11 protein-coding genes are annotated in these 15,840 nt (G+C 69.8%); 10 read left to right on the top strand and 1 reads right to left on the bottom strand.

Translation table 11 applies throughout. From position 1 onward, the window contains the following. Positions 1–44 precede the first annotated feature (44 nt). The 9 genes from ACH413_RS46160 (at position 45) to ACH413_RS46200 (ending at position 11,839) form a co-directional block, all read left to right on the top strand. Positions 45–563 carry a hypothetical protein gene (locus ACH413_RS46160; protein ID WP_360039488.1) on the top strand — a complete coding sequence of 173 codons (519 nt, stop codon included), beginning with the start codon at positions 45–47 and terminating at the stop codon, positions 561–563. 3 nt (positions 564–566) lie between these two features. Continuing rightward, the gene (locus tag ACH413_RS46165) at positions 567–1,460 is read left to right on the top strand and encodes a hypothetical protein (protein WP_360039491.1); all 894 of its coding nucleotides are present in this window, start codon (positions 567–569) and stop codon (positions 1,458–1,460) included. 21 nt (positions 1,461–1,481) lie between these two features. Then, positions 1,482–2,432 (top strand): LysR family transcriptional regulator, encoded by a 951-nt coding sequence (locus ACH413_RS46170; RefSeq protein WP_360039494.1) that lies wholly within the window; start codon positions 1,482–1,484, stop codon positions 2,430–2,432. A 250-nt stretch (positions 2,433–2,682) separates the two neighbouring features. After that, positions 2,683–4,344, top strand: coding sequence for a P-loop ATPase, Sll1717 family (locus tag ACH413_RS46175; RefSeq protein WP_360039497.1), 1,662 nt, complete (start codon positions 2,683–2,685; stop codon positions 4,342–4,344). Positions 4,345–4,357: 13 nt separating this feature from the next. Next, positions 4,358–6,562, top strand: a complete 2,205-nt coding sequence (locus ACH413_RS46180; protein WP_360039500.1) for a hypothetical protein — start codon at positions 4,358–4,360, stop codon at positions 6,560–6,562. A 114-nt stretch (positions 6,563–6,676) separates the two neighbouring features. After that, positions 6,677–8,266, top strand: coding sequence for a S8 family serine peptidase (locus tag ACH413_RS46185; RefSeq protein ID WP_360039502.1), 1,590 nt, complete (start codon positions 6,677–6,679; stop codon positions 8,264–8,266). Further along, entirely contained in the window at positions 8,263–8,862 is a 600-nt protein-coding gene (locus ACH413_RS46190) for a sigma-70 family RNA polymerase sigma factor (RefSeq protein ID WP_360039505.1), read from the top strand. Before ACH413_RS46185 ends, ACH413_RS46190 begins: the two co-directional genes overlap by 4 nt. Continuing rightward, complete coding sequence (locus tag ACH413_RS46195) at positions 8,859–9,317, top strand: hypothetical protein (RefSeq protein WP_360039508.1); 459 nt, start codon at positions 8,859–8,861, stop codon at positions 9,315–9,317. The genes ACH413_RS46190 and ACH413_RS46195 overlap by 4 nt, the downstream gene beginning before the upstream one ends. Beyond that, positions 9,314–11,839 (top strand): CHAT domain-containing protein, encoded by a 2,526-nt coding sequence (locus ACH413_RS46200; protein ID WP_360039511.1) that lies wholly within the window; start codon positions 9,314–9,316, stop codon positions 11,837–11,839. Before ACH413_RS46195 ends, ACH413_RS46200 begins: the two co-directional genes overlap by 4 nt. Before the next feature lie 7 nt (positions 11,840–11,846). Here the strand turns inward: ACH413_RS46200 and ACH413_RS46205 are convergent, their stop codons facing one another. After that, positions 11,847–13,181, bottom strand: coding sequence for a collagenase (locus ACH413_RS46205; protein WP_360039514.1), 1,335 nt, complete (start codon positions 13,179–13,181; stop codon positions 11,847–11,849). A 154-nt stretch (positions 13,182–13,335) separates the two neighbouring features. On the opposite strand from ACH413_RS46205, the gene ACH413_RS46210 reads away from it, so the two are divergent. Further along, positions 13,336–15,840: glycosyl hydrolase 2 galactose-binding domain-containing protein (locus ACH413_RS46210; RefSeq protein ID WP_396426139.1), on the top strand; the 2,505-nt coding region annotated here is incomplete at its 3' end.

Raw genomic sequence — 15,840 nt, forward strand, 5'->3', positions numbered from 1 at the left:
CACCGGTCGGCGGCGAGCGTCTGGTTGCAAAGGAGGCATCCGCCATGAACCGCCGAACCGTCCTCTGTCTCCTGGCCGCCGCCACGCTCGCCGCCTGCGGCCAGCCGCCGTCACCCGGCACTGCTCAGCCAGCGCCGACCACCGAGGTCACGACCACGTCGACCACCGAGGCCACCACCACGACCGACGTCGCTCCGCCCGCGACCACCACGACGACCGCACAGCCGAAACCTCCGCCGCCACCGCCCCGCACGACGACGAAGCCGCCACCTCCGCCGCCAAAACCCCCGGACCGCTGGGTGCTGCCCGCCGGCCTGCGCGGATCCATCGAGCAGCAGACCGGAATCCCGTTCCCCCAGTCCTGGAACACGATCTCCGGCCAGCTCGCGGAGGCCTGCCCCGGCAAGAAGCTGTGCGTCGGCTACACCCTGGTGGTCGACGGGTCCACGGACACCGAGGGCGACTGCAAGGTCGTCCGGGGAGGGATCAAGGTGCCCGATCCGCTGCACGAGGGCGGCAAGATCACGTTCAGGATCACCAACGACCTGTGCTCCGAGGGCTGACCCGTGCGCCCGGCCCCCGCCAGGCCGAAGGACGAGGCGCCGTCGAAGGGGCTGCGGGTCTTCGGTTCCCTGCTCGCGCCGACCACCTTGCTGACCGCGCTGCTGTTCTACTTCGGCACCCGGCACGCGACGTTCTTCTGCGAGTGGTTCGGCGTGCACTACTCCGTGCTCGGCCTGACCGCGCCGGACTACCTGATCCGCAGCGCGGACGGCATGTTCGTGCCGCTGACCGTGCTGGCGGCGGTGGGGCTCGCGGCGTTGTGGGGCTACCGCTACCTGCACTCCGCTCTGACACCGAGGACGTGGCGCGCCCTGATCCGGCGCGCAGTTCCGGTGCTGGTGTCGGCGGGTCTCGTGCTCCTGCTGCTCGGGCTCACCGGCCTCGTGGTGCCCTCGCTGCTCTACGCCGTGCCCGGTCTTCCCGGCGTGTGCGTGGCACTGGGCGTGATCCTGTTCCCGGCGGCAGAACACCTGCACACGACGCTGTCCGGGAAGCACGTCGCCGGCGTCGTGCCGGTGATCCAGTGGACGTTCACGTTCGTGCTCGCGAGCATCGGCCTGTTCTGGGCGGTCAACGACTACTCGGCGGCCGTCGGGGCGGCCAGGGGTTACGAGTACCAGACGAGGCTCGGCACCCTGCCCCAGTCGGTCGTGTTCAGCACCAAGGACATCGGGATCCGCGGGCCGGGCGTCACCACGACCGCGTGCATCGCCGCAGACTCGGCGTACAGGTTCCGCTACGACGGGCTGGTCCTCGTGCTGCAGTCGGCGAACCAGAACCTCCTCCTGCCGAAGGAGTGGAACCAGCGCGACGGCGTGGCGATCGTGCTGCCGCGCTCCGCGGACACGCGTCTGGAGTTCTCGCGACCGGAAGCCCAGCGCGACCGCTCCTGCTGATCGCGCGTATAGCCTGGCCCTATGGAACTGGAGATCCGGCACCTGCGGGCGATCTGCGCCATCGGTGACGCGGGCAGTCTCTCGCGGGCGGCGACGCAGCTCGGCATCTCCCAGCCGTCGCTCACCACCCTGTTGCAACGGGTCGAGCGCATGGTCGGCGGCACGCTCTTCGACCGCGGCCGTTCCGGCGCCGCGCCCACCCCGCTGGGCGCGCAGATGCTGCAACGGGCCCGGTTGCTGCTGGTCGAGCTGGAGGCGTTCGGCTCGGACGCTGCGGGCCGCGGCGGACCCGTCCGGTTCGGGTCCGTGCACATGGAGTGCGTGGCCGCTCTCTACTCCAGGTTGGAAGAGGTGCTGGACGATGTCACGCTGGTGGTCGACCCGTCGTCGACCGGCCTCGCGCTGGCACTGGCGAACGGGCACCTGGACGCGGCGGTGATCGCCGTCGACGAGGAGGGTGACCTGGGGTTGCCGCGCGGGGTGGCGCAGCGGGTCGTCGTGCCGTGGGTGCCGGTGTACATCGCTCTGCCCGCCGCGCATCCGTTGGCTCAACGCACTGAGGTGGACCTCGCCGACCTGGCCGGCGACGCGTGGGTCGGACCGCCGGGCGCCGAGGACGGGTCACTCACGGCGTTGCGCGCGGCCTGCCGGGCGGCGGGGTTCGTGCCGCGGGTCCGGTTCGAGGTGCCGAGCGGTGCCGGCCGTCAGCTGATCGCGGCGGGCAAGGCCGTGCAACTGGTCGAGCCGACGTCGCAGGGTGGTCCAGGGGTGGTCGTACGGCCGCTGGCGGGCTCTCCGATGCGGATGCGGCTGGTGTTCGCGTGGCGGCGGGATCGGCTGACCTGGAGTCAGGCCAGCCGGGTGTTCGCCGAGGTGCTGACCGCGTACTCGGACCAGGCGCTGGCCAGTCCGGTGCTGCGCCCCTGGTGGCAGTCGATCCAGCCGTCCCTGCGGGCGCAGCTTTCCAGTTGATCCGCGAAATGCCGGACAAGCGGATGTATTCGGCGACGCCGTCACGCACTCGTCATGAATGCGAGGACTCCTGCCACTCGAGCAGAAGAGATCAGAACGAGAAATCCACGTCGGCAAGAATGTCCACTTCCACCCGTGGGGCATTGATGCAACCGAGTGACATCAATCCAGAACTGGTCACTTCGGAGTAACGGAATCTCGGGCGGCCGCGAGTCCCTCATACCAGTGCGATACGCCATTTGGGGACGCCGTGGACCAGGACGAAGATCGTCACGCAGACCACCGGGACCGGGACTGGCTGAAACAGGTTCTCACGCCCCAGAATCCTTTCGGTCCCATCGCCACCGAGGAGGTCATCACCCTCGGACGGTCGAATGCGAGCCGGCTCTTCGACCGCAACAACCGCGTGTACGCGCAGGCCGTGGCGGACTCGCCACCGACCTACATCATCGGACGGAAGGGCGCAGGGAAAACCGCGTTCCTGCTCGGGCCGGACGTTCGGCACGAACAGCCGCAGATCGTTCTCCAGACCGAGGACGTCTATCACGAAATGCTGAAGGTCTTCCACGAGTACGACCGCGACCACGAACTGTTCGTGGGCCAGCGAGCCGATCTCTGGCAGGCGCTGTTCGACCACGTCGCCCTGTTCCACGTCTGTCGGACCTTCGACTCGGCCGACCCGCAGGACGGTCTGCGCGTCCTCACCGGCTATCTCGGCGACACCGGCCAGGACGAGATGGACGAGTCCAAGGCCGCGACCCAGTTCCTGCGCCGGTTGCGGGAGAACATCAGCAAGTCCCCCGGCATCGGGCTTCACGACGCGATCGAGAACCTGACCCTCGGCCGCACGCCGTTCGCGGGCGCCAAAGCCGTGCTCCGGGCCGTGCTGTCCCGCAGGGAACGACCACCGATCATCGTCATGGACAACCTGGAGGAGCTGCACCTGCGGCTGCGGGAGCTCAGGCCCGTGCTCGCCGGGCTGTTCCGCTGCGTCGGCAGGATGATCTCGTCCCACCCGGACAACCGGCCGTTCGGCGTGCAGGTCTGTCTCCCGTCCGAACTCTGGGACCGGATCCACGACATCGCGGCCGCGCCGGAGAAGGACCTGCAGGGCCGCTACCTCACCATCTACTGGACCTCGCGGGAGCTGCTGCGGCTTTCCGGCACGAGACTGCGGCTCTTCCTGCACGCCCACCATCCCGACGAGCTGGAGAAGTTGCAGCGCCGCGCGGACCTCAACGACGAGTCCGACCCGTCCATCTCGCTGCTCCGCGAGGCACTCCCACCGCTGATCCACAGTGGACTCGACATCGACGAGGACCCTCTCGCGTACCTGCTCCGGCACACGCAACTGCTGCCGAGACATCTGATCCAGATCCTCAACAGCGTTTTCAGCAGGCCTGACAGGGGATCGACGCCGTGGAAGGTCACCCCTGTCGCGGTCATCGCCGGCACCAGGCACGCGGAACGACTGGTGGTGCAGGGAATTCTCAGCGCCTACAAGGAGACCTTCCCACTGGCCGCGGAAGCGTTGCAGCGTCTCACCGGGCGGCTGGAGATCTCCTTTCCCGCCAGGAGGCTGCACAAGGTCTACAACCAGCAGGGCATCAAGAAGCTGACGGGACTGGAGTTCGACGAGTTCCTGTCCATGCTGTTCACCCTGGGAGCGCTGGGAATCCGGTTCGGGCAGACGGGCCGGTACAACAAGGCCCACTTCCAGTACACGTTCGACTATCCGCTGGTGAGCCAGGAGGAGACCGACCACCTCTGCCTCCACCCGCTGTTCACCCGGTACCTGCTCGAGCGCACCCTTCCGCAGCTGCGCGAGCAGCAGGCCCACGCCACCTACCCGTACGGCTGCGACCCCAAGGGAGAGGACTACCGGGACACCTTCGGCTACCTCGACCCGTGAACGGAGCACCGCGATGCCACTCGCACCACGCCCCAAGAAGCCGTTGCCCAGCGTGGCGGAGGAGTACCTCGACTCCCCGCCAGAGGAACTGCGGGTCGGCATCGCTCTGTCCGGAGGCGGGATCAGGTCGGCGGCGTTCAACCTGGGGGCGCTGCAGGCACTGGAGGAACGGGGAATCCTGTACAAGGCGGAGCACCTCGCCGCGGTGTCGGGAGGCAACTACATCGCCAGCGCGCTCACCCTGTCGGCCGCCCACACCGATCCGGAGTTCCAGAACGGGAAACCCTTGTGGGGAAGGGGTTCCCCGGAAGAACGATATCTGCGCCAGCACACCGACTACCTGGCACCGGGAGCCGTCGGCAAGCTGTGGATGGCGGCCAGCGTCGTCTACGGGTTCATGGTGAACTACCTGCCGTTCGCCCTGTGCATGATCATCGCGGGCAGGCTGGCCGGGTGGACGCTCGCCTGGCTCGGGCTGCGGCTCTCCGACCTGCACCTGAACGGCCTGCAGCTGCCCGGTTCCACCGTGTTGCGCCTGCTGCTGTGCTGCGGCGCGGTCTGCCTGCTGACCGCGCTCGCCTTCGTCTTCTGGCGAAGACAGGTGAAGGACGACGACCCCGGCAACTACGGCGACTCGCGGGCCGAACGCTATGCCGCGCGGCTGCTCATCACCGCCGGCGTGGTCGTGATCGCCCTGACGCTGCCCGCGCTCGCCGAGCTGTACGGGAACGCGTCGACGGCGGCCCTGTCGTGGATCTTCGACGAGAGCCCCGAGATGTTCCAGACGACACGGGGCCGCATCGCGATCGCCTTCGTGTGGCTCGTGGTGTCGTTGTTGCTCGCCGCGGCCGCTTTGGTGCTGAGCAGGAGACTTCGCGCGCGACGGCTGATGCTCGTGCTGTCGTCACTGGCGGGAGCCGGCCTGCTCCTCGTGCCGCTGCTGTCGTCGCTGGAGCACGCCACCCGTGAGGGGATCGACTCCCCCGCCGACGCGATCGGCCTGACCGCCTACGTCGCGATCGTGCTGGGGATGGCGGTGTTCATGCACAACCGCCGGTACTCCATGCACCTCTTCTACCGCGAGCGGCTGAACAGCGCGTTCGCCCTGAAGCGGACCAGGGACGAGCAGGGGCGGATCGTCGCCGAGCCCATCGCCTACCACGAGAGGCTCTACTTCACCGACTGCGCGACCGCCGGCGGCACGCTGCCGAACCTGGTCGTCTGCTGTGCGGTCAACCTCACCACGGACGACGTGCCGGTCGGCCGGTTCGCCGAGTCGTTCACCTTCGAGACCGAGCGCAGCGGCGGCCCGCTCTTCGACTACCGCCCGACCAGGCACCTGGAGCAGCGCGGCGGTCTGCCCGGCACGCACCTCACGCTGCCGTCGCTCATGGCCGTGTCCGGGGCGGCGCTGTCGCCGCTGATGGGCAGGTTCACCTACCCGCCGCTGCGGTTCCTGATGGCGCTGACCAACGTCCGGCTCGGGGTCTGGATCAAGAACCCGCTGCACCGGGACTGGCGGCCGGACGTCGATCAGGAGACCGCGCGGCGGCCCGGCTGGCTGGTGCGAGCCGCGCGGTCCGTTCGCGCCGGATGGCTGGAGCCGGGCGCGTTGTACGTCCTGCGGGAGGCGCTGGGCGGTGCCAAGTCGGGCCACCGGTACATCTACCTGACCGACGGAGGCCACTGGGAGAACCTCGGCGTCGTCGAGCTGCTGCGCCGCCGCTGCACTCACGTGCTGTGCTTCGACGCCAGTTGCGACCAGGCCGGTGAAGGACTCGACATCGGCCGTGCGATCGCCTTGGCCCGCAGCGAACTCGGCGTCGACATCGTGCTGGACCCGCGGCCCGTGCTGCCCGACGCGGAGGGCGTCAGCGCGCAGATGGCCGTCCAGGGCGACGTCACCTACCCACCTCCCCACCACGTCCAGCCCGCGCAGCTGGTGTACGCCAAGGCGGTCCTCACCCCGGCGTCGAGCTGGGACCTCCACGCGTTCAAGGCACGCGACGGCCGCTTCCCGAACCACTCCACCAGTCAGCAGATGTTCACCGACGAGCAGTTCGAGGCCTACCGGACGCTCGGCTACGAAGCGGGAAGGCAGGCCGCCGACCTGCTGGCCATCCCCGCACAGCTGTTGCGGCGCCCGCCCGCCCACAGCGGCAACGGGCACGGCGATCCCGGCCACGTATCTGGCGGGGCCACGGCGAACCCGTCGTGAAGGTGAGGACTCGCTGCCACTCGGTTGGTGTCAAAAGGCTCTGTCCGGCCCCTGGCGCCACGACCACGATCCAGGTGCGGCGGCGAGCACAGGTCGATTCGGAGGGGAACCCGCATGACGATCTACTGGCCAGATCCGCCGCTCGCCGAGAGCACGGAGCCCGAGAACACCGGACTCGCCTTCCAGGTGCCGGACGAGGTGTTGCAACGGCACAACGCGCGCGTGCTTCAGCCCGCGACCGCCGCCGAGGGAGCAGCCGGGCCCGCACTGCAACCGACCGCGTACGTGGCGAACGTGTTGCTGATCCCGTTCGAGCTGCGGGGCGCCGAGCAGGCCTTGAACAGTCTGCTTCAGCCGGTCAACATGACCATCGAACCGATGGTCGGCGATCCGGACCTGCCCCAGCTGGCGGTGCCCGTGGTGCTCAGACCGGTGCCCGGTCCCGTCCCCGTGCAGGTCGACGCGTGGACCGCGCTGCAGGCGATCAGGGCCGACTCGACGCTGGGCCCGCGGATCGGGCTGGACCACCTGATGTTCGCCTTCCAGGACCTGGGCGGGGCTCCGGGGGCCATCCAGGGGTTCGCACCACCGTTCGGCGCGGCGTCGGACGGCTACCTGGACGGTCCGGTCGTGCTGGAGATGCCGCCGCTCGACCCGAAGCCCGCGGCTGAGCTGAATCTCGGCCGCAGGGCGGTGGTCGCGGTGCTCGACACCGGGATCGGGCACAACAGCTGGCTGGGGATCGAGCCGCTGGACACGTTGCAGCCGATGTCGACCTGGCAGACCGGGCACGTCGTGGTGGACGACTCCATTCAGGCCGCTGTGGAGAACGCGAGCCTGTCCCAGAAGGGGTTCCGCGGCGAGGTCATCACGCACGCCAAGGACCAGCCGCTGACGAGGAACCCGTTCATCGGCACCCAGGACTGGTGTTTCGGGCACGGCCTGTTCTGCGCGGGCGTGATCAAGCAGATCGCTCCCGACTCCACCGTGCTCGCCATCCGCGTGATGGGAAGCGATGGCGTCGCAAGGGAAAGCGCCGTGCTGGCCGCGCTGCAAGGACTCGTCACACGGGTCAACGGGGCGTTCCAGTCCGGCGACATGACCAAGATGGTCGACGTGGTGTCGCTGTCGATGGGATATCCGTTCGAAAGGCCCGAGGCCGAGGAGCACACGTCGCCGCTCGCCGTGCAGATCGGGCTGTTGCGCGAACGCGGTGTGCTCGTGGCGGCCGCGATCGGCAACTCCGCCTCCAACCGGCGGTTCTTCCCCGCGTGCCTCTCGACTCACGTCAACGAGCTGGTCACGCCTCCGGTCGTGAGCGTCGGCGCGCTGAACCCGAACGGCAGCATCGCGTTGTTCACCAACGAGACCCCGACCTGCTACGCCTCGGGCGTCAACGTGATCAGCACGTTCCCCCAGGACGCCAACGCCAGCCGGCAGCCGCTCGTGCAGGTTCCCGCGGCCAACCGCGGCGACCTGCCGCAGTTCCGGCAGACACCGGACGTGGACGACCACAGGCGCAGCCCGTTCGGAGTCTGGACGGGAACCTCCTTCGCGGCGCCGCACATCGCCGCACACCTCGCGAAGGCGTTGCAGGACATGCAGTCCGTCGGGACGACGGCGGACGAGAAGCAGAAGCAGGCCACGATCCGCGCGGCCGGAGCGGTGGACGCCGTGAGGAAGGCGGCGCAGCTCAGCCCATGAGCACCGGCGATCGCACGTCCACAGGGCCGCCCGGCACCGGCTGGGCGGGTGTCGCCGCGTTGTTCGAGGCGGCGCGCGGCGGCGACCGCCAGTCGTTCCACGACCTCGTCGCGGCGCTCAGCCCTCTGTTGTGGCACGTGGCGCGCGCCCAGGGCCTGGACCGGGAGACCAGCCAGGACGTCGTGCAGACGGCCTGGCTCGGCCTCGTCCGCGACATGCACGAGATCCGCAATCCGATGGCGCTCGCGGGCTGGTTGATCACCACGACGAAACGGGAGTGCTGGCGGGTCCGCGGCCGTCGCCGGCCCGAGGTGCTCACCGGCGACGAGACCGAACTGGACGGAACCGACCCGGCGCTCGGTCCCGAGGAACTGGCCGGGGTGAACGACCAGCAGCGCAGGCTGTGGAAGGCCGTCGCGCGGCTCGAACAGCGGTGCCGGGAGCTGCTGCGCGTCGTGGCGTTCGTGCCGCGCCCGGACTACGGCGTGATCGCGGAGACGCTCGGCATGAAGCGCGGCAGCGTGGGACCGACCCGGCTGCGGTGCCTCGACAAACTCCGCACCGAACTGGGCGGCGACGCAGGGGGTCCGTCATGACCTCCCCGCTCGATCCCGAGGACCTGCGGCTCCTCGACGAGCTCCAGGACCTCTACACAACGGTCGAACCCGTGCCGCCCGGCCTGGTCGCCTGCGCTCAGTTCGCGGTCGACGTGGAGTCGGCGGACTTCGACATCGCCCGGATCGAGGACTCGGCACCGCTGACGGGAGCGGGGGCACGGGGTGGCACCGGCACGCAGATCACGTTCGACTGCGGCCCGCTGCTCGCTGTGATGGTGCAGATCCAGATCCGCGACGACGGGACCGTGCGGATCGACGGCTGGCTCGACCCGCCCGGTGACCACCGCGTCGAACTCCGCACCGCGACGGGCACCACCACGATCGAGACGTCGCCGGAAGGCCGTTTCGCCGTCGAGAACGCCCGCCGCGGTCTCGTCCAGTTCGTCGTCCAGACGGCCGGCACGACCGTCGTGACGCCCGCGATCCTGTTGTGAGCACGGAAAGGAGCGCGGAGATCGAGGACCGGGTGCGCCTGATGCGCCAGGAGGGCTCGCTGCTGACCAACAGCGGCAGGCCGGCCGCCGGTGCCAGGAAGCTGCGTGCGGCGCTGAGATTGCTGCGGTGGTCACCGGACGAGGCCCCCGATCACCTGGCCCACCGGGTGCTCACCTCGCACGTGCTGATCAGCCTGGGGCTCGCCGAGGCGGAACTGGGCGACACCGCGCGCGGTCTCGCCACCCTCGACGCCGCCGAACGGATCGTCACCGACCACGACCGCCCGATCCTCTGGCAGCAACGCGCTCTCGTGCTGCACCGCGCCGGCCGGGTGACCGAGGCCCTGCGCCTGCTCGACGCCGCCGTCCCCGTGCTCGCTCGCGACGGGGATCCGTTCGCCCACACCTCCGCGCTGCTCACCAGGGTGGCGATCGGCATCGGGGTCGGGCGGACCCGCCGGGCCCGCGAGGACCTCCGTCTCTGCCAGGAGATCGCGGCCCGCGAGGGCTTCGCGCTCACCGAGGCCAAAGTGGCGCACGACCTCGGCTACTGCGCTGTTCTCGACGGCGACATCCCGGCCGCGCTGCGCGCGTTCGAGGAGGCGGCCGAGCGCTACGCGCAACACGGTGCCGGCTATCTGCCGGTGCTGGCGATGGACAAAGCACGTGCACTGCTGTCGACGGGACTCGCCGGTGAGGCCGCACGCGAGCTGGACTCGGCGTTCGCGTTGTTCACCGCGGACCGGTTCAGCGTGGACTACGCCTGGGCGGAGCTGACCCGCGCGCAGGCCGCGCTGGCCGTCGGCCAACCGGCGACCGCGCGGGACTGGGCCGTGCGGGCAGGTCGCCGATTCCGCAGGCACGGCGACCACGCGTGGGCAGCGGTCGCCGATCTCACGGCGATGCGGGCACGTCTGTCGATGAACCGGTCGGCGATGCCGGTCGCCGCCCGGTGCGAGCGGCTGGCCACCAGGCTGCGGGAGCTGGGCCTCGCGAACGACGCCGATCACGCGGACCTGCTCGCGGCTCAGGCCTTCCTCGACGCCGGACGACCTGAGCAGGCGCGCCAGGTCCGGGCGCTGAGCCGCCGCGGCGGGCCGTTGGAGGTGCGGCTGCTGCGCAGACTGGTCCGGGCCCGGCTGACGTCGGGCGGCCAGGCGCTGCGCGAGCTGCGCGCCGGCCTGGACCTGCTGCACGCCCAGCGCGGCCGCTGGGGCAGTGCCGAACTGCGCGCGGCCCTGTACGCCACGGGTGCCGATCTGGCCCGGCAGGGCCTGGACCTGGCCCTGGCCAGCGGCTCGCCCCGACTGGTGTTCGCCTGGACGGAACGGCACCGCGCCCAGTCGTTCCGGCTGGCGCCCGTCCGCCCGCCCGCGGACGAGGTGGTGCGCGACGCGGTGGCCGAACTCCGCCAGCTGAGCCACAACCTGCGGGAGGCCGAGCTGCGCGGCCGCTCCGACCCTGCCACCAGGGCCCGGTGCGCGAGCCTCGAACGGCTGGTCCAGCAGCGGACCTGGCAGCTCGAGGGCGGTGGTCCTCGCCGTCACGTGGTGAGCCTGACCGCGATCCAGGCTCAGCTCGCCGAGGCGAACCGGGTGATGGTGAGCTTCTTCGACCACGACGACCGGCTCTCGGCGCTGATCGTGGACGAGCGTCGCGTTCGACTCGTGCGACTGGGCAGCACGAGCGTGGTGGTCGAGACCGTCACCAGGTTGCTGCACGACCTCGACGCCCTGTGCGGCAGACGTCTGCCCGCGCGCCTGGAAGCAGCCCTGATCAGGTCGGCCGACCACCACGTGCGCCTGCTGAGCGCGCACGTCGTCGCGCCACTGCACGGCTTCCTGGGGGACTCGGACGTCGTGATCGTGCCGACCAAACACCTCAGCGCGATCCCGTGGGGGCTGCTCCCGGAGTTCCGCGGCCGGCCGGCGACGGTCACGTTGTCCGCGTCGATGTGGTCGTTCGGCCGGCAGGTCCCGGCCGGCCCCGCACTGCGACGAGGTCTGCTCGTGGGCGGCCCGCGGCTGCTCAACGCGGAGAAGGAGATCATCGGGATCAGCTCGGTCCACCCGGACGCTCGCCGCATCACCGGTCCCGCGGCCACCGTCGAGGCGGTGCTGCACGCGCTGGACGGGATCGACTTCGCGCACCTCGTCGCGCACGGACACCACGAACCGGGCAACGTGCTGTTCTCGTGCCTGGATCTCGCCGACGGCCCGCTCATGGCGTACGACCTGGCGCGGTTGAAGGTCGCGCCACGTCATGTCGTCCTCTCCGCCTGCGACGTCGGGCAGGCGAACGTCCGTGCGGGCGACGAGGCACTCGGTTTCACCGCCGCGCTGCTCCACTCGGGCACGAGCAGCGTGATCGCGAGCGTCGCGCGCGTCCCCGACGATCTGGCGGTGGACGTCATGAGCTCCTACCACCGCGCCCTGGCCGCGGGGGCGGAGCCAGCCAGAGCCCTGGCGGACGCCGCCACCGCGGAGAGTCGCATCCCGCTGGTCTGCTTCGGGGCGGGATGAACCGGTCCTACCGCACTGCGGTCAGCCAGCCGTACCAGTCGGAGTCGTAGCGGTTGCCGATCACGCGCGTGAGGTGGTCACGCGCACCCGCCCAGTCCCCCGCGCGGTAGTCAGCCAGCACCGCCGCGACGTCTGCCGGGTGCTTCTCGACGAGGTATCTGACCGCCAGATAACCCCAGTTGTAGACCCGTTTGGTGTCGTGGTCGTAAGTCGTGTCGAACAGCGTGCTCAACGCGTAGGTCTGCTTCTTCGCCTCGGCCAGCGCGTCGGTGTAGACCTCGCCGCGGTAGCTGTACGAGAGGTACTCGGCGAAGCCCTCGACCCACCACACGGTCGGCGTGGTCATGTTCTCCTCGAAGTCGCCGTGCATGTCGAACCGGCCGTCGAGGTAGTGGGTGTACTCGTGGTTGAGGTTCCAGATCGCGAAGTCCGGCAGCCAGTCGGCCTCGTGCGCGATGAACCGCGCCTGGTTGAGCGCCGGGTCGCCTTCGAGGTACATGCCGCCGTTGTTGGTGGAGATGTCGAACAGCACTCCGGCATACGTCCGGTAGTCGTTGCTGGTGTTGAAAACGACGACTTCCAGCGCCGTGTTCTGGTCACCCGCAACGGGTCCCGGATCGCGCACGGTCCGGTGGAAGGCCGCGTCCTGGCCGGCGAGCGACGCGCAGGTCTGGCGGAGCTCGGCCCGGGTCAGTTGCTGGGCGCGGATCTTCAAGGTGGCACTGCAGGTGTGCCGGACGGTGAGCACGCGGCGGTCGATCTTCGCGCGGAAGTCGCAGGTGTTGTAGCGGCGGCAGTTCGCCTTGTCGTACCAGTCGACCATCTCCGCGACGCCCACCCACAGCGGGGCGAGGCGGCCGACGACGTCACCGTGTGACGCCATGTTCGCGAGCAACGGGCGCACGCGTGGCGCGATGTCGTTGTGCTGCAGGAACCTGCCCAGTTCGCGGGTCGCGTTCTGCACCAGGTACTGGCGGTCGGTGCCGAAGAGGTCCAGGTGCGCCACCACGAACCGGTGCAGCGCCCGCAGCACCTCCGGGTCGGCCCGCACCGCCGTCAGGAACTCCGGATAGCTGTGGCCGTAGTAGAGCAGGAGCATGCCGGCGTGCACGGCGGCGTCGTCCGCGCTGGTGTAGTTGTCGAGCACACGGGTCAACGCGCGCAACTCGGCCGGGTAGTCGGCGACGGCCGCGTAGATCGTCGACTCCGGCGCGGGGTGAAGGACGTTCCTGGTGGTCTCGGGCGGGAGCAACGGGCTGTTCGGCGTACCGGGAGCGGCTTGGGCCGCGGCAGGGGCCAGCAGCCCGGCTAAGAGCGCCAGAACGAGCGCGAGTGATCTCATCGGGGTTCCTCCGCAGGGGTTCGAGGTGTCCCAGAGCGTCACATCGCCCGTCGGGCCGCGATCATCTCTTCCGCTCATAGCGCGCTGCTATGGGAGCGTTCACGACAACCTTGTCATAAGCTGCTCGGCGGGCGCCTGACCGCAGGGAGAGTCGATGTCGCACGACCTGGCGCTCAACCGGCCCGTTTCCGCCTCCTCCACCGCGTACGCCGCGACACCCGCCCGGTTCGTCACCGACGGGCTGCAACGGGCCGGGGTGCGCGGGTCCGGCTGGCGTGCCGCCGGCGGTGATCCGCAGTGGCTCGTCGTCGACCTGCAGGGCGTGTGCTCGATCGAGTCGTTCGTGCTGGTCTTCGAGGCGGGGCCGGGCGATCCGACGTTCGTGCCGGTGCCGACCTACCAGCCGCGCGACGAGACGACCGGTGCCGAGATCCTGTCCGCCGCCGCGCTGTCGTTCCACATCGAGGTGAGCACGGACGAGAAGGTGTGGCGCGAGGTCCACCGCACCGACGACGGCTGGGGTGCGGAGACCCGGATCGCGCTGGACGAGCCGGTCAGCGCCCGGTACGTCCGGCTGGTCGCGACTCGCCGGTCGAACGACAACCCCTTGGGGCTCAACGGCTTCCAGGTCTACGGCACGTCCGGCGAACGGCCTGAGGTGACGGGCTGGATCGACTGGCGCAGCAGCGGAGACGTCCCCGCTTTGACGCCCGGGCCGGACAACACGGTCGAGCTGAACTCCGGCTGGCACCTCACGATGGACGACTTCGCTGATGCCGCACTGCTCGTGAAGCCGGACGCGGACACGTCGAGGTGGATGGACGCGACGGTGCCGGGCACGGTCCTGGCCTCGCTGGTCGACCAGGGCCACTTCCCCGACCCGGCCATCGCCCTGCACAACATGGAGATCCCGGAGGCGCTGTCGCGGCACTCCTGGTGGTACCGGCGCGCGTTCCCGTTGCCTGAGGGGTTCGCCGGACGCAGGGTCTGGCTGGAACTCGACGGCGTCATGCAGCACGCCGAGATCTGGCTCAACGGAGCCAAGATCGGTGACGTCCCGAACCCGTTCGTCCGCGGCGCGTTCGACGTCACCGCTGTTGTGACCACGGGCGAGCAGGTGCTGGCGCTGCGGCTCAACCCGATGAAGCACCCCGGCAGCCCGACGGACAAGGGCAGCGACGGCGGCGCGTTCCCGAACTCGGGCCGGCTCCACCTCGACTCCCCCACCTACCTGTCGATCTCCGGCTGGGACTGGATGCCCGCCGTGCGCGACCGCGGCACCGGCATCTGGAACCACGTCCGGCTGCGCGCCACCGGTGCCGCGGTCCTCGGCGATCCCCGGGTCGTGACAACGTTGTCCGACGACCACCGGACCGCCGCCATCGCGATCAGCGTGCCCGTCCGCAACACCGGTGCCACTCCCCTGCCCGTCACGGTGCAGGCGGCGTTCTCCGGCGTGAAGCTCGCCAAAGCGGTCGTCCTGGCGCCGGGCACGACCGAGGTCGCACTCGGCACGCATTCGATGGTGGACCCGAAACTGTGGTGGCCCAACGGGTACGGCGACCCGTACCTGCACGACCTCACGCTGACCGTGGTGGCTTCCGGCGCCGAGAGCGACCGGCGGGCCACGCACTTCGGCATCCGTTCGCTCGCCTACGAGCAGGATCCGTTGAAGATCCACGTGAACGGCGTGCCGATCTTCTGCCGCGGCGGCAACTGGGGCTTCGACGAACTGCTGCGCCGCATGCCCGCCGAACGCATGGACGACGTCGTCGCGCTGCACCGCGACATGAACTTCACGATGATCCGCAACTGGATCGGCAGCAGCAACCGCGACGAGTTCTTCGCGGCCTGCGACCGGCACGGAATCCTGGTGTGGAACGACTTCTGGATCGTCGGCGACTTCCCCGACGACATCCCCGGCTACCTCGACGCCGCCCACGACACCGTCACCCGCTACCGCCACCACCCGAGCATCGTCGTGTGGTGCGGTGCGAACGAGGCCTCACCACCGCCCAACACCGACGCCGGCCTGCGCAAGATCGTGGGCGAGCAGCACACCGGCGTCCACTACCAGAGCCACTCGGCGGACGGCAGCGTCTCCGGTCACGGCCCGTACCACTGGGTCGAGCCGGCGAAGTACTTCGACCCCGGCATCTACGACACCTTCGACTTCGGCTTCCACACCGAGATCGGCATGCCGGCGGTCCCGGTCGCCGAGACCATGCGAAACCTGGTGGGTGCCGAGGTCGCCTGGCCGATCGGCGACGTCTGGTACGCGCACGACTGGTGCACCAACGGCAACCAGCGCCCGCAGCTCTACCAGGCCGCGATCGACACCCGGCTCGGCGCCTCCGACGGCCTCGACGAGTTCTGCCGCAAGGCGCAGTTCGTGAACTACGAGAACATGCGGGCGATGTTCGAGGCCTGGAACGCACATCTGTGGGACGACGCCTCGGCACTGCTGCTGTGGATGTCGCACCCGGCCTGGCATTCGACCGTCTGGCAGACCTACGACTACGACCTGGACGTCAACGGCACGTACTTCGGCGCGAAGAAGGCGTGCGAGCCGCAGCACGTCCAGGCCTCTTCGGACAGTTGGCAGGTGGCGGTTCTCAACCACACCAACGGCATCCTGCGCGGCCGGGTCGAGGCAACG

This window comes from Lentzea sp. NPDC020367 (assembly GCF_044387305.1).
Lineage (GTDB): Bacteria > Actinomycetota > Actinomycetes > Mycobacteriales > Pseudonocardiaceae > Lentzea.

Bases quoted from the DNA above. Each gene is read 5' to 3' on its own strand.
- ACH413_RS46195 (WP_360039508.1), top strand. From the start codon at position 8,859: ATGACCTCCCCGCTCGATCCCGAGGACCTGCGGCTCCTCGACGAGCTC.
- ACH413_RS46180 (WP_360039500.1), top strand. From the start codon at position 4,358: ATGCCACTCGCACCACGCCCCAAGAAGCCGTTGCCCAGCGTGGCGGAG.
- ACH413_RS46205 (WP_360039514.1), bottom strand. From the start codon at position 13,181: ATGAGATCACTCGCGCTCGTTCTGGCGCTCTTAGCCGGGCTGCTGGCC.
- ACH413_RS46190 (WP_360039505.1), top strand. From the start codon at position 8,263: ATGAGCACCGGCGATCGCACGTCCACAGGGCCGCCCGGCACCGGCTGG.
- ACH413_RS46185 (WP_360039502.1), top strand. From the start codon at position 6,677: ATGACGATCTACTGGCCAGATCCGCCGCTCGCCGAGAGCACGGAGCCC.
- ACH413_RS46160 (WP_360039488.1), top strand. From the start codon at position 45: ATGAACCGCCGAACCGTCCTCTGTCTCCTGGCCGCCGCCACGCTCGCC.
- ACH413_RS46170 (WP_360039494.1), top strand. From the start codon at position 1,482: ATGGAACTGGAGATCCGGCACCTGCGGGCGATCTGCGCCATCGGTGAC.